Source organism: Ruegeria sp. YKSD179, from assembly GCF_059612885.1.
In genome coordinates this window covers 113,601-129,897 of record NZ_JBXWRL010000003.1, presented here as the reverse complement: position 1 = coordinate 129,897, position 16,297 = coordinate 113,601, and the positions used below count along the sequence as shown (strand labels likewise).

The 16,297-nt window shown below is 53.9% G+C and carries 15 protein-coding genes; 11 read left to right on the top strand and 4 right to left on the bottom strand.

Annotated features, from left to right (window positions below):
• Window positions 1-35 precede the first annotated feature (35 nt).
• The 3 genes from topA to tldD form a co-directional block, all read right to left on the bottom strand.
• Window positions 36-2,663 (bottom strand): type I DNA topoisomerase, encoded by a 2,628-nt coding sequence (topA, locus tag AC2FNE_RS02455; protein WP_496804715.1) that lies wholly within the window; start codon window positions 2,661-2,663, stop codon window positions 36-38.
• A 175-nt stretch (window positions 2,664-2,838) separates the two neighbouring features.
• Window positions 2,839-3,969, bottom strand: coding sequence for a DNA-processing protein DprA (gene dprA / locus AC2FNE_RS02450; RefSeq protein ID WP_496804714.1), 1,131 nt, complete (start codon window positions 3,967-3,969; stop codon window positions 2,839-2,841).
• A 232-nt stretch (window positions 3,970-4,201) separates the two neighbouring features.
• Complete coding sequence (gene tldD / locus AC2FNE_RS02445; protein WP_170604884.1) at window positions 4,202-5,623, bottom strand: metalloprotease TldD; 1,422 nt, start codon at window positions 5,621-5,623, stop codon at window positions 4,202-4,204.
• Between the two features lie 176 nt (window positions 5,624-5,799).
• Here tldD and coxB point away from each other — a divergent pair, with 176 nt between their 5' ends.
• The 11 genes from coxB to AC2FNE_RS02390 all read left to right on the top strand — a co-directional run bounded on the left by coxB (window position 5,800) and on the right by AC2FNE_RS02390 (window position 15,754).
• Window positions 5,800-6,711, top strand: a complete 912-nt coding sequence (gene coxB, locus AC2FNE_RS02440; protein WP_170604704.1) for a cytochrome c oxidase subunit II — start codon at window positions 5,800-5,802, stop codon at window positions 6,709-6,711.
• 84 nt (window positions 6,712-6,795) lie between these two features.
• Window positions 6,796-7,752 carry a heme o synthase gene (gene cyoE, locus AC2FNE_RS02435; RefSeq protein ID WP_496804713.1) on the top strand — a complete coding sequence of 319 codons (957 nt, stop codon included), beginning with the start codon at window positions 6,796-6,798 and terminating at the stop codon, window positions 7,750-7,752.
• Window positions 7,749-7,910, top strand: coding sequence for a cytochrome c oxidase system small membrane protein (locus AC2FNE_RS02430; protein WP_170604707.1), 162 nt, complete (start codon window positions 7,749-7,751; stop codon window positions 7,908-7,910). The genes cyoE and AC2FNE_RS02430 overlap by 4 nt, the downstream gene beginning before the upstream one ends.
• On the top strand, window positions 7,910-8,485 hold the full coding sequence (locus tag AC2FNE_RS02425) for a cytochrome c oxidase assembly protein (protein ID WP_170610409.1): 576 nt from the start codon (window positions 7,910-7,912) through the stop codon (window positions 8,483-8,485). Before AC2FNE_RS02430 ends, AC2FNE_RS02425 begins: the two co-directional genes overlap by 1 nt.
• 22 nt (window positions 8,486-8,507) lie before the next feature.
• Window positions 8,508-9,323 (top strand): cytochrome c oxidase subunit 3, encoded by an 816-nt coding sequence (locus tag AC2FNE_RS02420; RefSeq protein WP_170473611.1) that lies wholly within the window; start codon window positions 8,508-8,510, stop codon window positions 9,321-9,323.
• Between the two features lie 170 nt (window positions 9,324-9,493).
• Window positions 9,494-10,171: an SURF1 family protein gene (locus AC2FNE_RS02415; protein ID WP_170604711.1), complete on the top strand. Its 678-nt coding sequence runs from the start codon at window positions 9,494-9,496 to the stop codon at window positions 10,169-10,171.
• Window positions 10,168-11,556, top strand: coding sequence for a threonine synthase (thrC, locus tag AC2FNE_RS02410; RefSeq protein WP_170604713.1), 1,389 nt, complete (start codon window positions 10,168-10,170; stop codon window positions 11,554-11,556). Before AC2FNE_RS02415 ends, thrC begins: the two co-directional genes overlap by 4 nt.
• Window positions 11,553-12,815 (top strand): M16 family metallopeptidase, encoded by a 1,263-nt coding sequence (locus tag AC2FNE_RS02405; protein ID WP_170604715.1) that lies wholly within the window; start codon window positions 11,553-11,555, stop codon window positions 12,813-12,815. The genes thrC and AC2FNE_RS02405 overlap by 4 nt, the downstream gene beginning before the upstream one ends.
• Window positions 12,815-13,399 carry a GNAT family N-acetyltransferase gene (locus tag AC2FNE_RS02400; protein ID WP_170473600.1) on the top strand — a complete coding sequence of 195 codons (585 nt, stop codon included), beginning with the start codon at window positions 12,815-12,817 and terminating at the stop codon, window positions 13,397-13,399. Before AC2FNE_RS02405 ends, AC2FNE_RS02400 begins: the two co-directional genes overlap by 1 nt.
• Window positions 13,400-13,481: 82 nt before the next feature.
• Window positions 13,482-14,300, top strand: a complete 819-nt coding sequence (locus tag AC2FNE_RS02395; RefSeq protein ID WP_496804712.1) for an MBL fold metallo-hydrolase — start codon at window positions 13,482-13,484, stop codon at window positions 14,298-14,300.
• Between the two features lie 38 nt (window positions 14,301-14,338).
• Window positions 14,339-15,754: an FAD-binding oxidoreductase gene (locus AC2FNE_RS02390; protein WP_496804711.1), complete on the top strand. Its 1,416-nt coding sequence runs from the start codon at window positions 14,339-14,341 to the stop codon at window positions 15,752-15,754.
• A gap of 41 nt (window positions 15,755-15,795) precedes the next feature.
• On the opposite strand, the gene AC2FNE_RS02385 is transcribed toward AC2FNE_RS02390, so the two are convergent.
• Window positions 15,796-16,278, bottom strand: coding sequence for a fasciclin domain-containing protein (locus tag AC2FNE_RS02385; protein WP_170604721.1), 483 nt, complete (start codon window positions 16,276-16,278; stop codon window positions 15,796-15,798).
• Between the last annotated feature and the right edge of the window lie 19 nt (window positions 16,279-16,297).

Here is a 16,297-nt window from a genome sequence, read left to right as displayed (position 1 = left end):
AGTCAATGAAACCAAAGGAACAGTGGTATTTCTACCTAACTCACCGCTTTCTTTGTAGAAGCCTTTTTCTTTGGTGCGGCCTTCTTTCTGCCACCCTTTTTTGCCGCTTTTTCGTTGGCCAGCTCCACCGCCATCTCTAGCGTGACATCTTCGGGATTGATATTCTTGGGTAGCGTGGCGTTGATCTTCTGCCACTTGACATAAGGACCATAGCGACCGTCCAGCACCTGAATGGCACCGCCGTCGGGGTGTTCGCCTAACTCTCTCAAAGGCTTAGCTGCTGCCTGTCCACGGCGCCCAGGATTGGCCCGTTTTTCCGCCAGCAACTCAACAGCTCGGTTCATGCCGATCTCGAACACGTCATTGGGGTCCTTGAGGTTGGCATAGACCGGTTTGGCCTCTTCCGGCAGCTGATGCATCAAATACGGCCCAAACCGCCCGAAATTTGAAGTAATCATGCCGCCTTCCGGATGCTCCCCGATTTGGCGGGGAAGGCTAAGCAAGGTAAGGGCCTTGCTCAGGTCCATATCATCCTTATTCCATCCACGGGGCAGTGAAGCGCGCGGTGGCTTTTTGTTTTCAGGTGTCGGTTCACCGCGCTGGACATACGGGCCAAATCGACCGGATTTCAACCAGATTTCATCGCCGCCGTCCTCGCCCAACAGTCGTTCGTCGCCCTCTGCGCCATCGCCGGCTATCGGGCGGGTATAGGTGCATTCCGGATAGTTGCCGCAACCCACGAAACCACCAGTTCGCGAAGTTTTGAGGTGCAGCTGTCCAACCCCGCATTTCGGGCAGATACGTGGGTCAGACCCGTCTTCACGCGGAGGATAGAGTTGGGGTGCCAGAACCTCGTCCAGCTTGTCCAGAACTTCGGAAATCCGCAGTTCTGAAGTCTCACCAATAGCGGCCGAGAAATCGCGCCAGAATTTGCCAAGCAGGTCCTTGTAATCGCGATCACCTGCGCTGACGTCGTCCAGTTGCTCTTCCAGATTGGCCGTAAATTCATAACCAACATATTGACGAAAGAAATTCAGCAGGAAAATTGTGACGATCCGGCCTTTTTCCTCGGGAATCAAGCGGTTCTTGTCCTTGCGTACGTATTCCCGGTCTTGAATTGTTGTGACAATCGAAGCATAGGTGGACGGTCGACCTATCCCCAGCTCCTCCATTCGTTTGACCAGCGTGGCTTCGGTGTAGCGGGGTGGGGGCTGCGTATGGTGTTGCAACGCCAGCACCGCTTCGTTTTCGGACAAAATTGCCTCTTTCCCCGGCCTTTCGGCACTGTCCGTTGTCGCCTTGGCGAATTGATCCCGCAAGGAGGATTTAGCAAAATGCGCCGGATCGCCTTGCATTATTTGAGGCAGGCGTTTTTCGTCGTCGTCCGCCACATCGTCCCGACCCTCTTCGTAGACACGCATGAACCCGTCGAAAAGTACGACCTGACCCGTGGCGCGAAGGCCAACTTGCCCATCATCGCTGCCGATCTCGACTGTTGTGCGCTCCAGCCTTGCAGCAGCCATTTGGCAGGCAATTGTGCGTTTCCAGATGAGGCCATACAGCTTGCGCTGATCATCATCCGTGACCTTCAAGGCCTTTGCGTCGCGCGACATGTCCGTCGGGCGAATGCACTCGTGGGCTTCCTGAGCGTTCTTAGCTTTATTTTTGTAAATGCGCGGGCTGGTTGGCACGTATTTAGCACCGTAGCGGTCAGAAATTGCGTTCCTTGCGTCAGCGACAGCCTCGGGTGCCATGTCGATGCCATCGGTCCGCATGTAAGTAATGTAGCCGGCTTCATACAGGCGTTGGGCAACCTGCATGGCGTGTCGCGCTCCCATACCGAATTTTCGACTGGCCTCTTGCTGCAAAGTCGATGTCATAAATGGCGCGCTTGGATTGCGGGCCGCTGGCTTGGCCTCAACCGAAGTTACGCTCAACGCGCGGCTTGTGATCGCCTGAACCGCCAATTCGGCCTGCGTGGCGTTGGCAAGATCGTGTTTTTCCAGCTTTTTGCCGGCCAAAGTGACAAGGCGAGCTTCAAAAGTTTGACTGCGTGGCGTTTCGAACAACGCTTTTACCGACCAGTATTCGACCGGTTTGAATGCCTCGATCTCCATTTCACGCTCGACGATCAGGCGCAAACAAACAGATTGCACTCGGCCTGCGGATTTCGCGCCCGGGAGCTTTCGCCAAAGCACAGGCGACAAGTTGAACCCCACGAGATAGTCCAGCGCTCGTCGGGCCAAATAAGCCTCGACAAGTGGCATATCGACCTCGCGCGGGTGCTGCATCGCTTCGGTCACTGCATCTTTGGTAATCGCATTAAAGGTTACGCGGCTGACTGCAGTGTCCTTTTTGATCGAGCGACGTTTGGTCAAAGCTTCCTGCAGGTGCCAACTGATCGCTTCGCCTTCGCGATCGGGGTCAGTGGCCAGAATCAGGGCGTTGTCGTCTTTCAATGCATCTGCGATGGCTTTTACGTGTTTGCGGCTGTCATTCCCGACTTCCCATTTCATGGCAAATTCATGCTCGGGGTCGACGGAACCATCCTTGGGCGGCAAGTCGCGTACATGACCGTAAGAAGCCAAAACCGTGTAGTCAGGGCCAAGATATTTGTTAATCGTTTTAGCTTTGGCCGGGGATTCTACAACAACTACAGGCATTTAAGGGAAAACCTCGCTCGACGAATTTGACGCCTTATATGGTCGTGCAAAATGTGTGGGGCAAGACGGAATTGTCAATGCGTTCCTTGAATTGCCTTAAAAACACTGCCTTTTCAAACGACTAGGAAAACAGTTAGGGGTTTGGGTTCGGCACTTTGGTGCTTAAACCCAGTAGTCAGGCGCCCAAAGATACCAATCCACCTGGTTGCCTTTGGATTCGCCCCTCAAGCTCCAAATCCACCAGGGCGGGGCCGATTTCCTTTGCCGGAGCGCAAATGTCGCGAATTAGTTGATCTTCTGCGATTGGAGAGGGGCCAAGGCATGCCAGGATCGCTTGGTGCAGGTTTTGAACAGGCGCAGTGCTGTTTTCGTTCAGCGCAGGTTCGTTGTTTGACAAAACCGCGGATGTTTGCCTTGGGGGTAAAGCTTCGATCACATCTTGGGCAGATCGTACGAGCGCGGCACCTTCACGGATCAAAGTATTGCATCCGGCAGCGCGTGCGTCGAATGGGTGTCCGGGTACAGCTAGAACTTCGCGTCCTTGGTCCAATGCGTCGCGTGCGGTAATTAGGCTGCCAGACTTAGCGGCCGCTTCGACCACGACGACTGCTTGTGCAAGGCCCGAGATAATGCGGTTGCGGCGTGGAAAATGCCTGGCTTGCGGCGAAATGCCCATAGGTTGTTCCGACAATCGCAGTCCGTGTTCGGCGATCTTTTCCGCAAGTTCAGTGTTTTCGGCAGGGTAAATCACATCCACCCCACCAGCCATTACTGCGATAGTCCCAGTTTTAACCGCTGCCTGATGAGCCGAAGTATCGATTCCACGGGCCAGGCCAGATGCTATGACAAACCCCAACTCGCCCAATTCCTTAGCCAAACCCCGGGCCATCCGAGATCCTAGGGAAGAGCAATTTCTCGCGCCAACAAGCGCCACTGTCGGCTTGTCCAATAGTGAGACATCGCCGATTGCCCAGAGCATCGGAGGGGCATCGGAAAGATTGATCAGAGCAGTTGGAAAGGTGGCGGCCCCAAGGCACAGAAGCCGCGCTTCGCGGGCCTTTGCAGCCTTGAGTTCCGCCTCAATTACGCCGGGAGGGCAAATTTCATACCCGTCTATTCCGGCGGCGCGTGCCACTTCGGGCAGCGCGGCAAGCGCGTTCTGCGCTGAGCCATGTTCCCGCAACAGCCGCCGGAACGTAGCCGGACCAACCTTGCGGGATCGCATCAGACGGAGCCAGGAAAACTGATCCTCTTCCGTGGTGGGTGGGAGTGGGTGGTGATTGGAAGAAAACTGCTCTTCAGTCATCCGATGCTCCGCCTGATTGCAGAACTGGTTTACGAGAGTTTAGGTTAACAGCTTGTAAATCTTGGAAAATTTTTTACTACCTTACAAAAAGCTGTATTTGGCTTGGGTTAAGTACATGTAAAGTAACAAAAAATCTTTTTGACTTGGTTTTTAAAAGTTGCGGTCCACACAAATTTTCTAAAATGGATGGCGCTTTTTTAACCTTGTGGTGCAAAATCTGGCTTGGGTCGACTCAGGTTGCTGACCCACCCACCGTCAATCCATCCATCAATACAGTTGGTTGGCCAACGCCCACAGGTACCCACTGGCCATCTTTACCGCAAGTGCCCATACCCGGGTCCAACTCCATATCGTTGCCCAAACCACGGATACGTTTCAGAGCTGATGGTCCGTCACCGATCAGTGTGGCACCTTTCACCGGAGCGCCAATTTCACCGTTCTCGACACGGTAAGCCTCGGTACATGAGAAAACGAATTTGCCGTTAGTTATGTCAACCTGACCACCGCCAAATCCTACCGCCCAAATACCGTCCTTGATGTCAGCGACCAGCGAAGCCGGGTCGGCGTCGCCACCCAACATAATCGTATTCGTCATGCGTGGCATTGGTTTGTGCGCATAGCTTTGTCGCCGGCCATTACCGGTAGGGGCAACATCCATAAGGCGCGCATTTTGGCGATCTTGCATATACCCCGTTAAAACTCCGTCTTCTATCAGAACGGTACGAGAACTGGGTGTGCCCTCGTCATCGACGGTTATTGAGCCGCGCCGGTCTGCAATGGTACCATCATCGACCACAGTAACACCTTTTGAGGCGATTTGTTGTCCCATCAATCCAGCAAATGCAGAGCTGCCCTTTCGGTTGAAATCGCCTTCCAGCCCATGACCTATGGCCTCATGCAGCAGGATACCGGGCCAACCAGGACCCAAAGCTACTTCCATGACCCCAGCAGGGGCCGGTATCGCGTCCAAGTTGACCAATGCGATACGCAACGCCTCACGCGCCTTGTCTTGCCAGTCGGCAGGATCGATTAACCCATTAAGTCCTACGCGGCCGCCGCCTCCTGCCGAACCGCTTTCCCTTCGTCCGTTTTGCTCGACGATCACTGAAACGTTCACACGGGTCATTGGGCGTACGTCACGGATTAGCACGCCATCCGGGCGCAAAATCTCAACCTCTTGTACGGCGGCGGCGATCGTCGCACTTACTTGAACAACACGAGGATCCAGATCGCGAGAAAAGGCATCAATTTCACGCAAGGTTTCTATCTTCACTGGAAAACTGGCCGTTTCGATCGGGTCTTCGTCGGTGTAAAGGCGGGCATTGGTGGCCCGTGGGGCCTCGGCCAAAGTGCCGCCGCCGTCGCCGACCGCAAGACGTGCCGTTTCGGCTGCCCGCTTCAACGCTGGGATTGAAACATCTGTTGAATGGGCATAGCCCGCCACCTCGCCCTGAACAGCCCGCAGCCCAAATCCTTCGGAAGCGTCGTAAGATGCAGTTCGCAGGCGACCGTCATCAAACACCAGGGATTCGGATTTTCGCCTTTCAACGAACAGTTCCCCATCCTCGGCGCCTGCGGTTGCAGACTGCAGAACTGCAAGGGCTTCGTCCTGCGGAAGGGGGCCTTCAAACGGGCGAAATGGGTCGTTGGACATCAGGTGGAACCTTTCCAGATTGATCCAGATCAAGAATAGCGTCTGTTTGACGCAAGCATTTTGCTTTATCTACCCGACGGAATATGGTTTTTAACGCGGCCAAAGACAACGGGTGAGGTGCGACCGATTCACACCTTTTCGCCTGGGACGCAAAGATCAAACGATCAGGACAGAACATGAAGAATGCTTTGATGCTTTCGGGGTTTGTAACAGCCCTCTCCAGCCTTCCCGCCATGGCTCAGGAGCTTGAGATTATTGGTAAGCCGGTTGATGGCGGTGTCGGGTTCCAGCCCTCAGCCACTAGCCTGGCCGATGGAATCCAGCGTCTGGACAATATGATTCTGGTGATCATCACTGTAATATGCTTGCTCGTTGCAGGCCTTCTGTTGTACTGCATTGTGCGTTACAACCAGCGCGCCAATCCAACGCCCGCGCGGTTTTCGCATTATACCCCCGTTGAGGTCGCTTGGACGTTGGGTCCGATCCTGATTCTGGTTTTCATTGGGGCTTTCTCACTGCCGGTGCTTTTCAAACAGCAGGAAATTCCCGAGGGTGACGTGGTTATCAAGGTTGTCGGCAACCAATGGTACTGGACTTACGAGTACGTGGATCATGATTTTGCCTTCGACAGCTACTTGCTGGGGCACCCTGCAACGCTGGACGAAGGGGCGCGTCCGGCCGATGCGGACGTGACGCCGTTCGTGCTTGACGATGCAATGCGGGCCAAGCTGTCTGATGCGGGATACAGCGAAGATGAATGGCTGTTGGCCACCGACACCGCCGTTGTCGTACCGGTGAACAAAGTTATTGTGATGCAAGTCACTGCGTCCGATGTTATCCATTCGTGGACTATTCCATCTTTCGGCGTAAAGCAGGACGGCGTGCCCGGACGATTGGCCGAACTGTGGTTCGAGGCAACCAAGGAAGGTGTCTATTTTGGGCAGTGTTCCGAGCTTTGCGGCAAGGACCATGCGTATATGCCGATTACGGTGAAAGTGGTTAGTCAAGAGGCCTACGATCAGTGGCTGACCAAGGCGCTTGAGGAATATGCAGGGAAACCCGCGACCTATCAGGTGGCCGCAAACTAAGCTCGTCTGGGGCTGAGGCCCTTGGCATCGAACGTGGCGTGAGCGGCGCGGTAAACGTACCGCTTTGGCCTTAAGGGAACGGATATGAGCGACGCAAGCTTTAACGCCAGCACCGTGAACGCGCAGGGGCGCGTGGACGAGGCCAGCTTTGGCGACTATTTCGCCTTGCTGAAGCCGCGCGTGATGTCCCTGGTCGTGTTTACTGCATTGGTCGGTATGCTTGCCGCGCCTGTACCTGTGCATCCGTTTGTTGGATTCTGCGCTATCCTTTTCATAGCCATTGGCGGTGGGGCATCAGGTGCCCTGAACATGTGGTGGGACGCTGATATCGACAAGGTTATGAAGCGGACAAAAGGCCGTCCGATCCCTTCTGGCAAAGTTGAAGAAGGTGAGGCGCTGGCTATTGGTCTGGCGCTATCCGGTCTGTCTGTGATCATGCTGGGGCTGGCGACCAATTGGTTTGCAGGAGCGTTTCTGGCCTTCACGATATTTTTCTACGTTGTGATCTACACGATGTGGCTGAAACGATCGACACCGCAGAACATTGTGATCGGCGGAGCCGCCGGAGCGTTCCCACCTGTCATAGGTTGGGTTGCGGCGACGGGTTCCATGACACTAGAGCCATGGTTGATGTTCGCTTTGACTTTCATGTGGACACCGCCGCATTTCTGGGCTTTGGCCCTGTTCATGAGATCCGACTATGACGACGCAGGCGTGCCGATGCTGACCGTTACGCACGGACGCCGCGCGACCCGAGTGCACATTCTGATTTACACCGGGTTGTTGGCTGTACTGGCCGTTGGAACCGCATTTTCGGGTATAGGGGGGCCAATCTACCTAACGGTCGCTTTGGTTTTGAACGCGCTCTTCCTGCATGGAGCGTGGTGCATCTCGCGTAGGACCGAAGACGACTCTGAGGCCGATAATTTCAAAGTTGAACGCCGCTTCTTCAAACTTTCGCTGCTCTACCTGTTTTTGCATTTTGGTGCGATATTGATCGAGGCGTTGGTCAAACCGTTTGGATGGGGTGGCTGGTCATGAGTCTGCGCAAGCCCCACGAATTGCATCAGCGCCGCTTTGGCCGCAACCTAGGGGTGGGGCTGACATTAGCGGCGTTTATCATGATCATTTTCGGCTTAACGATCGTGAAGGTGTCCGGGACGGATTTCGGCATGGCAACGCAAGAGGTGCAGGACTGATGGCGTTGAAAGGTCCGCAGAAAACAGTGGTGCAAACCGTCGGTTTGGTTGTCCTGATGGGTAGCTTGGCTTGGGCGGCCGTTCCATTTTATGATTGGTTCTGCCGGGTCACTGGTTTTGGCGGAACCACGGGTGTATCCGAGCAGGCGCCAGAAGATATCCTTGATAGGGTTGTCACGGTACGATTCGATGCCTCTAAGGCTAAAGGCATGGCTTGGGAGTTCAAACCGGTTGAGCGTGAGATGGATGTGCGCATTGGTGAAACTGGGTTAGCATTTTATGAGGCTTATAACCCGACCGACCGACCCATTGCCGGGCAGGCCTCGTACAACGTCGCGCCATATTCTGCCGGGGGCTATTTCCAGAAAATCGCCTGCTTCTGCTTTGAGGAACAGGTCTTGCAACCCGGCGAACGGGTGCAGATGCCGGTTACGTTCTTTGTTGATCCCGAAATGGTTGAGGATCTCGAAGCGAAATATGTTCATACGATCACGTTGTCGTATACATTCTATGAAATTGACCTGCCCGAAGGCTATGCAGCCTTCGACCAGCAGGCAGAAACTAACACGAACTAACGCCTGTAGGTGAGGGACGCTGATGGCACACGCTAAAAACCATGACTACCACATTTTGGCCCCATCGATCTGGCCGCTGATCGGCGCGGTCAGTGGTTTTGTTATGCTTTTCGGAGCAGTTCTTTGGATGCACGGTATAACACCGTGGATCTTTTGGATGGGACTAGTAGGCGTCCTGTACACAATGTTTGCCTGGTGGACAGACGTCGTCGTGGAAAGCCGGCAGGGTGATCACACTCCGGTGGTTCGTATTGGTTTGCGCTACGGGTTCATCTTGTTTGTGATGTCCGAGGTGATGTTCTTTTTTGCTTGGTTCTGGTCGTTCTTCAAACATCGGATGTACCCGATGTACGACTATGCCGGGACCGAGTACATCCAACCTGATATTCACGCGGTTGACCCTTTCCACCTGCCACTGATCAACACCTTGGTTCTTCTGTTGTCTGGCTGCGCGATTACGTGGGCGCACCATGCTCTTGCTCATGACAACGATCGCAAGGCGCTGATCAATGGTTTGGCAATCGGTATTGCGCTGGGGATCGCTTTTACTGCGTTGCAGGGATTTGAGTATTACGAACTACTTGCGCACGAAGGTTGGCAATTTGGTGGCGATCAGTTCTACTCGAACTTCTTCATGGCCACGGGTTTTCATGGCGCGCATGTGATAATCGGCACTATATTCCTTTCGGTTTGCTTGATCCGGGCTCTTAAGGGTGACTTCACACCAGAGAAGCATGTCGGCTTTGAAGCGGCGGCCTGGTATTGGCACTTTGTCGACGTTGTTTGGCTGTTTCTGTTTTTCGCAGTTTACATTTGGGGACAGGCACCGCTGATGTAAAAACAGCCAGATTTGCAGACGAAAAAGCCGCCCTCAATGGGCGGCTTTTTACCATCCGAGATGCTATATTGCGCCCCATACAATTGAGTGGTTGCAATCGTACGGGCGCAACCCTTAACAAGGCGCGGGTTCCTAAAAGGAGCCATTGAGCAACGAAACATGGTTCTGAAATGCGTCGCATCCTTTTCCCACTGATATTTGGTGTTGCCGGTTTGGCGATCCTAGTATCGCTGGGTATTTGGCAGTTGCAGCGTCTGGCCTGGAAAGAGAGCATTCTGGCCGATATCGAAAGCCGAATTGCGGCCCAGCCAGTTGCTTTACCGGAAGCGGTTTCCCAAGACGAAGACAAGTATTTGCCCGTTACTATTTCGGGCGAAATGGAAACCGGTGAAATCCACGTATTGGTCTCGGTCAAACAAGTTGGCGCAGGCTACCGGATCATTCAGCCCTTCAGCGTCGACGACAGACGGATATTGGTAGATCGCGGTTTTGTTCCCACGACGGCCAAGTCGGACGCAAGGCAAACAGGCGCTATGCAGGTGACAGGTAATCTGCATTGGCCGGATGAAATCGACGGTTTCACGCCCGAACCAGACGTTGATGGCAACATTTGGTTTGCTCGGGACGTTCCCAATTTATCGGCAGTTCTCAAAACTGAGCCGGTTCTGCTGGTTGCGCGTTCAAATACTGATCCCGATGTTACTCCACTGCCAGTGGATACGGCGGGCATACCCAACGATCACTTGCAGTACGCAATAACTTGGTTTGGTCTGGCTTTGGTTTGGGCTGCGATGACCGGATACTTCCTATGGCGCAGCCGCGCCTCCTCTGAGAGTGACCAGCAATGAAATACATCTCGACCCGTGGGCAGGCGCCCGAACTGACATTTGAAGAAGCGATGCTGACCGGATTAGCTCGCGACGGTGGTTTGTATCTGCCTGCCGAGATTCCGGTCATGCCGCAAGACCAGATTGCCGGGTTGGCTGGACTTACCTATGAAGAGATCGCGTTCAAGGTGATGTGGCCCTTTGTCGAAGGCTCATTTGCCGAAGACGAATTCAGAGAGATCATTGAGCACGCTTATGCGGGCTTTGGTCATGCTGCGCGGGCTCCGTTAAAGCAATTGAACGAGAACCACTTTTTGCTTGAGCTGTTCCACGGACCAACGCTGGCATTCAAGGATTTTGCCATGCAACTGATTGGTCAGCTGTTTCAGGTAGCCCTGAAAAGACGAGGAGATCGCGTGACCATCGTGGGTGCAACCAGCGGTGACACCGGTTCGGCTGCAATCGAGGCTTTCCGCGGCCTTGACGCAGTTGACGTATTCATACTTTTCCCTGATGGCCGCGTTTCTGAGGTGCAGCGCCGCCAGATGACGACGCCTGCGGATAGCAACGTGCACGCATTGGCGGTGGCTGGCGATTTCGATGATTGCCAGTCAGCACTTAAGGACATGTTCAACGATTTTGACTTCCGTGACAGTGTCAAACTTGCCGGGGTGAATTCAATCAATTTTGGCCGCGTGCTGGCTCAGATTGTTTATTACTTCTCAGCCGCAGTTAGCCTTGGCGCCCCGCATCGCAAAGTTAGTTTCACCGTGCCGACCGGAAATTTCGGAGATATTTTCGCAGGCTACCTTGCGAAACGCATGGGTTTACCCATTGATCGTTTAGTGGTGGCAACCAATCAAAACGATATCCTGCACCGTTGCCTGACAGGTGAGGGGTACTTCAAAGGTGACACCATCCCATCGATCAGCCCGTCTATGGACATCCAGGTCAGCTCAAACTTTGAACGCGCGCTTTTCTATGCGTATGGCGAGGACGCTGGTGCAGTGTCTCAGCTGATGGAAGAACTAAAAAATGGTGGCTTCAAAGTCAGCCAAGGAGCAATGGAGTCCCTCCGCGAGAATTTTGACTCGGGCCGCGTTTCCGAAGACGAAACGCTGCAGACGATCCAGTCCACACTTGCGCACAGTGCTGAACTTGTCTGCCCGCATACAGCCGTAGGTATCAAAGTGGCCGAAGATCACCGCGCGGAGAACGTACCAATGATTACTCTGGCCACAGCACACCCAGCGAAGTTTCCGGCCGCGGTTGAGAAGGCGAGTGATGTGCATCCGCCTCTTCCCTCTCGCATGTCTGATCTGTATGAACGTCCGGAACGGGTGACCCGTATTGCCAATAATTTGGGCGCTATCGAGAAATTTATCAAAGGGCAAATTGCCGAGTGACTGTCAGACAAGATCAACTGAAGAACGGCTTTCGTATCGTCAGTGAACATATGCCGGGGCTGCAATCGGCGGCCATCGGCATTTGGGTGACCGCCGGAGGGCGGCATGAACGAATTGAGCAGAACGGTATCGCGCATTTTCTTGAGCATATGGCATTCAAGGGAACCGAGCGTCGAACAGCACTGCAGATTGCAGAAGCGATCGAGGATGTGGGCGGTTACATCAACGCCTACACATCACGCGAGGTAACTGCATATTACGCGCGCGTTTTAAAGGACGACGTTGCGCTGGCGATGGATGTGATCGGAGATATTGTCCTTAACCCGGTTTTCGATCCGCGCGAGATTGAAGTCGAGAGGGGCGTAATTCTTCAAGAAATCGGTCAAGCATTCGATACGCCAGATGATGTCATTTTTGATTGGCTGCAAGAGCAGAGTTATCACAATCAACCGTTGGGGCGCACTATTCTGGGCCCTTCGGAAAGGGTAAGCACGTTTTCACGCGACGATTTGTCTGGCTTTGTGGCTGAGCATTATGGACCTGACCAAATGATCCTTTCCGCAGCCGGGGCAGTTGATCATGATGCGTTAATGGAAATGGCCGAACAGATGTTTGGTCACCTGAAACCCCGTAAAGGCTTGGTCGCCGACCCGGCCCGTTTCACCGGAGGTGAAGCGCGGCAGGAGAAAGAACTGGAACAGGCCCATTTTGCCCTTGCGCTGGAAAGCCCGGGCTATCGCGATGATGAGATTTATACCGCTCAAATCTATTCGACGGCCTTGGGCGGCGGCATGTCTTCACGCTTGTTTCAAGAAGTGCGGGAAACGCGGGGGTTGTGCTACACAATTTTCGCGCAAACGGGTGCATATGCCGACACAGGTACAACCACGATCTACGCTGGAACTTCTTCTGATCAGGTCAGCGAACTGGCAAGCATAACAATCGACGAAATGAAGCGCGCGGCAGAGGAGATGACGCCTGAAGAAGTGGCCCGCGCCCGCGCTCAAATGAAGGCCGGAATGTTGATGGGGTTGGAAAGCCCTTCTAATCGGGCGGAACGTTTGGCCCGGTTGGTGCAGATTTGGGGCAGGGTGCCTTCGCTTGCGGACACTGTCGCAAAGATCGACGCTGTCAGCACCAAGGACGTGCGCAAATTTGCTGAGCAGATGGCCGTCCATGCGCCTGCAGCATTGGCACTGTATGGGCCTGTTTCTAGTGCACCGACATTGGCTGAATTGCAGGAGAGGCGTGCGGCGTGATGCTGTTGGGCAGACGCAAGCTGAAACTCGAAACCGAGCGGTTGAGCTTGCGCCCTCCCGTTCATTCGGATTTTAACGATTGGGCAGCATTAAGGCGAGCATCCAAAGACTATCTTACACCTTGGGAACCGATTTGGGCTGACGATCACCTTAGCCGCAAGTCGTTTACAAACAGGGTTTATTGGGCGCAACGATCCGTCGCCAGCGGAACTGCGATTCCATTATTTCTGTTCCGGCGCGAGGACGACTTTTTGCTGGGGGCAATAACGCTGGACAACATACGACGCGGACCCGCCCAAGCCGGAACACTTGGATATTGGACTGGTCAGGTTTTCGCGCGTCAAGGATACATGCGCGAGGCAATCGGTGCGGTTGTGCATTACGCTTTCACCCGCCTTGATCTGAGCCGAATCGAAGCGGCCTGTTTGCCCGAGAACAAAGCTTCTCGCGGATTGTTGGAAAGTTCAGGCTTCAAATACGAAGGCGTCGCCCAATCCTATCTGCAGATCAGTGGACGCTGGAGAACCCACGTTTTGTACGCAAGTTTACGCTCGGACCGGCGCGGCAAGACAGATGCAGGTTAAACACGCCTGATAAAACACCCATCGCGACGTGATCCAACGATCAAATGGGTGACTTGTCGCCCAGTTGCGCTACACTTGATGGATGTGGCGCTTTTTACTGGCATTGCTGGTTGTTTCGGGCGGAGCTGCGGCGCAAGAGCGGCGGCCAAGCCATTGTATCGCGATTGCCGACGCAGCCCCTGGGATCGAATATCTACACAAGGCCGCATGGCAAGATCCTTTGCCAGAGTTTTCAGTCCGAATAAGCTATGTCGCGCACGCTTCGTTTCTGATCCAGACCAAAGGTGGCTTAAACGCAGTGACTGACTTCACCGGCTTCATCGGTGGTGCTGATCTGATACCGGATGTTGTAACGATGAACCACGCCCACAGCACCCACTGGACGGCACATCCCGACCCGGCAATTCCGCATGTTCTGCCGGGATGGGGCGAGTTTGGTCAAGGCATCGACCACTACCTTGATCTTGGTGAGATGCTTGTGCGGAACGTGTCTACGGATATCCGGTCGGTCTATGGCGGTGTTGAAGAGCGCGGGAATTCGATCTTTGTGTTCGAAGTCGAAGGCCTGTGCATTGGTCACCTGGGTCACTTGCACCATGTTCCATCCGACGAACAGTTTGCCGCCCTGGGACGGTTGGACGTGGTCATGGCCGCTGTCGACGGTGGGACAACGATGCCTCTGCCCGAGATGATCACTGTGCTTAAACGGCTCAAGAGTTCGATTATTATACCTATGCATTGGTTTTCAGGTTTTTCGCTGGAGCGTTTCTTAGTTGATATCCGGGACGAGTTCCCAGTGGAACGCGATGGTGTGTCCGAAATTGTGGTATCATTACGAACGCTTCCCGACCGACCCACCGTTGTTGTGCTTGAACCGCAATACCTCATTGATTTGGAATAGCACTTGCCGCTGTGAGCCACCTGGGGCAAGGAATGGGCATGACACTTGTCCCCGCCGATAACAGTTTTGCCGAGTTAATATGCGCACAGTTGGGCGGCGATGTTTTGCGCCCGGTGACCCCACAATATCTGGAAGAGCCGCGTCGCCGATTTACCGGGCAAGTTGGCCTGCTAGCCCTGCCGCGATCGGTTCAAGAGGTCGCGATATTGGTGCGATTAGCTTTCGATTTAGGCGTCGCAGTTATCCCCTACGGTGGTGGCACAGGACTAGTGTGTGGGCAGGTTTCGCCCGACGGTCCAGCGCCGTTGCTGGTTTCTCTCGAACGGATGAACGAAATCCGAGAGATCTATCCATCTGAAAATGTCATGGTAGCCGAGGCGGGTGCGGTCTTGTCCGACGTCCAGGCCGCCGCCGACTCGGTGGATCGTATGTTTCCTTTATCTCTTGCCGCGCAGGGATCTTGTCGGATTGGAGGAAATTTGGCGACGAATGCCGGAGGGGTAAACGTTCTGCGCTACGGCAATGCGCGAGATTTGTGCCTGGGGCTAGAGGCTGTCTTACCAAACGGCGATGTCTGGAATGGTCTCAGCCGGTTACGTAAGGACAATACCGGGTATGATCTGCGCAATCTGCTGATCGGGTCAGAAGGAACATTGGGGATTATCACAGCTGCTACACTGAAGTTGTTTCCCAAGCCGGCACGGGTTGGAACAGCCATTTTTCAGGTCCCGTCTCCCCAAGCGGCGATAAGTATGCTTTCACTAGCCAGAGATTTGGTCGGCGACGGTGTCAGCACCTTTGAACTGATCCATCGGCAAGGTTTGCAATTCCTGTCCGAGGTTCTTCCGAACGTCCGGCAACCATTCGAAGCCACCCCTGAATGGAGTGTACTTATCGAATTAGGTCTTTCCGATGGTCAAAGTCCATCTGAGATGTTGGAAACTCTATACTCCAAAGCTGACGAACACGAGTTGGTGACAGATGGTGTAATTGCCCAAAACGGAACACAGCGGGAGCAATTGTGGTCTGTGCGTGAAAATATCCCCGAGGCAAACCGTCTGATCGGCTCGGTTTCAAGCCATGATATTTCCGTGCCGATTTCAGATATTCCCGAGTTTATCCGACAGGGAAACAAAACGATAATGGACTTGGGGGACTTTCGGATCAATTGTTTCGGCCACCTGGGTGATGGCAACCTGCACTACAACGTTTTTCCGGCTAAGGGTCGCGACCGAAGTGAATATGATGGCGTCCGCGAAGCAGTAAAGTTTGCAGTTCACGAGCTTGTTAACACGTTTTCCGGATCAGTCAGCGCGGAACACGGAGTAGGTCGTCTGAAAGTGCATGACCTTGAACGCTATGGCGATCCAATAAAGCTTGGGGTTATGAGAAAAATAAAAGAAGCTTTGGATCCAAAGGGAATATTGAACCCTGGGGCGGTTATCCGGGCCTGAACACGGCCCGGCAGCGCCGGGCCGTATTGCTTCAGGCTGATTTACGAAGCTGGCAGGATAACTTTGTCAATCACGTGGATTACGCCGTTTTCCGTTTCAATGTCGGCCTGAACGACTTTGGCATCGTTGACCATTACGCCGTTGTCTAGATCAATCGTGACATCGCCGCCTTGTACAGTCGCGGCGGTCATGTCGTCTGACAAGTCGCCTGACATTACTTTGCCGGGTACGACGTGGTAGGTAAGAATTGCAACAAGTTGATCCTTGTTTTCAGGCTTCAACAGGTTTTCCACTGTACCTTCGGGAAGGGCTGCGAAAGCTTCATCCGTTGGAGCGAAAACAGTAAATGGGCCTTCGCCTTTGAGAGTGTCGACAAGCTCAGCGGCTTGAACTGCGGCTACCAGTGTACCAAAGCTGCCGGCCTCAACCGCAGTGTCTACAATGTCTTTTCCATGACCGTCGGCCATGGCGGAAGTAGAAAGAACGATGGTTGCAACACTGGCTACAGCGATTTTACGAAACATGGTTTAATTTCCCTTGTTG

Coding starts and splice junctions, on each gene's coding strand:
- AC2FNE_RS02425 (WP_170610409.1), top strand. CDS start 7,910: ATGGCGTTGAAAGGTCCGCAGAAAACAGTGGTGCAAACCGTCGGTTTG.
- AC2FNE_RS02395 (WP_496804712.1), top strand. CDS start 13,482: ATGTGGCGCTTTTTACTGGCATTGCTGGTTGTTTCGGGCGGAGCTGCG.
- topA (WP_496804715.1), bottom strand. CDS start 2,663: ATGCCTGTAGTTGTTGTAGAATCCCCGGCCAAAGCTAAAACGATTAAC.
- AC2FNE_RS02390 (WP_496804711.1), top strand. CDS start 14,339: ATGACACTTGTCCCCGCCGATAACAGTTTTGCCGAGTTAATATGCGCA.
- AC2FNE_RS02420 (WP_170473611.1), top strand. CDS start 8,508: ATGGCACACGCTAAAAACCATGACTACCACATTTTGGCCCCATCGATC.
- coxB (WP_170604704.1), top strand. CDS start 5,800: ATGAAGAATGCTTTGATGCTTTCGGGGTTTGTAACAGCCCTCTCCAGC.
- dprA (WP_496804714.1), bottom strand. CDS start 3,969: ATGACTGAAGAGCAGTTTTCTTCCAATCACCACCCACTCCCACCCACC.
- cyoE (WP_496804713.1), top strand. CDS start 6,796: ATGAGCGACGCAAGCTTTAACGCCAGCACCGTGAACGCGCAGGGGCGC.
- tldD (WP_170604884.1), bottom strand. CDS start 5,623: ATGTCCAACGACCCATTTCGCCCGTTTGAAGGCCCCCTTCCGCAGGAC.
- AC2FNE_RS02400 (WP_170473600.1), top strand. CDS start 12,815: ATGCTGTTGGGCAGACGCAAGCTGAAACTCGAAACCGAGCGGTTGAGC.
- thrC (WP_170604713.1), top strand. CDS start 10,168: ATGAAATACATCTCGACCCGTGGGCAGGCGCCCGAACTGACATTTGAA.
- AC2FNE_RS02415 (WP_170604711.1), top strand. CDS start 9,494: ATGCGTCGCATCCTTTTCCCACTGATATTTGGTGTTGCCGGTTTGGCG.
- AC2FNE_RS02430 (WP_170604707.1), top strand. CDS start 7,749: ATGAGTCTGCGCAAGCCCCACGAATTGCATCAGCGCCGCTTTGGCCGC.
- AC2FNE_RS02385 (WP_170604721.1), bottom strand. CDS start 16,278: ATGTTTCGTAAAATCGCTGTAGCCAGTGTTGCAACCATCGTTCTTTCT.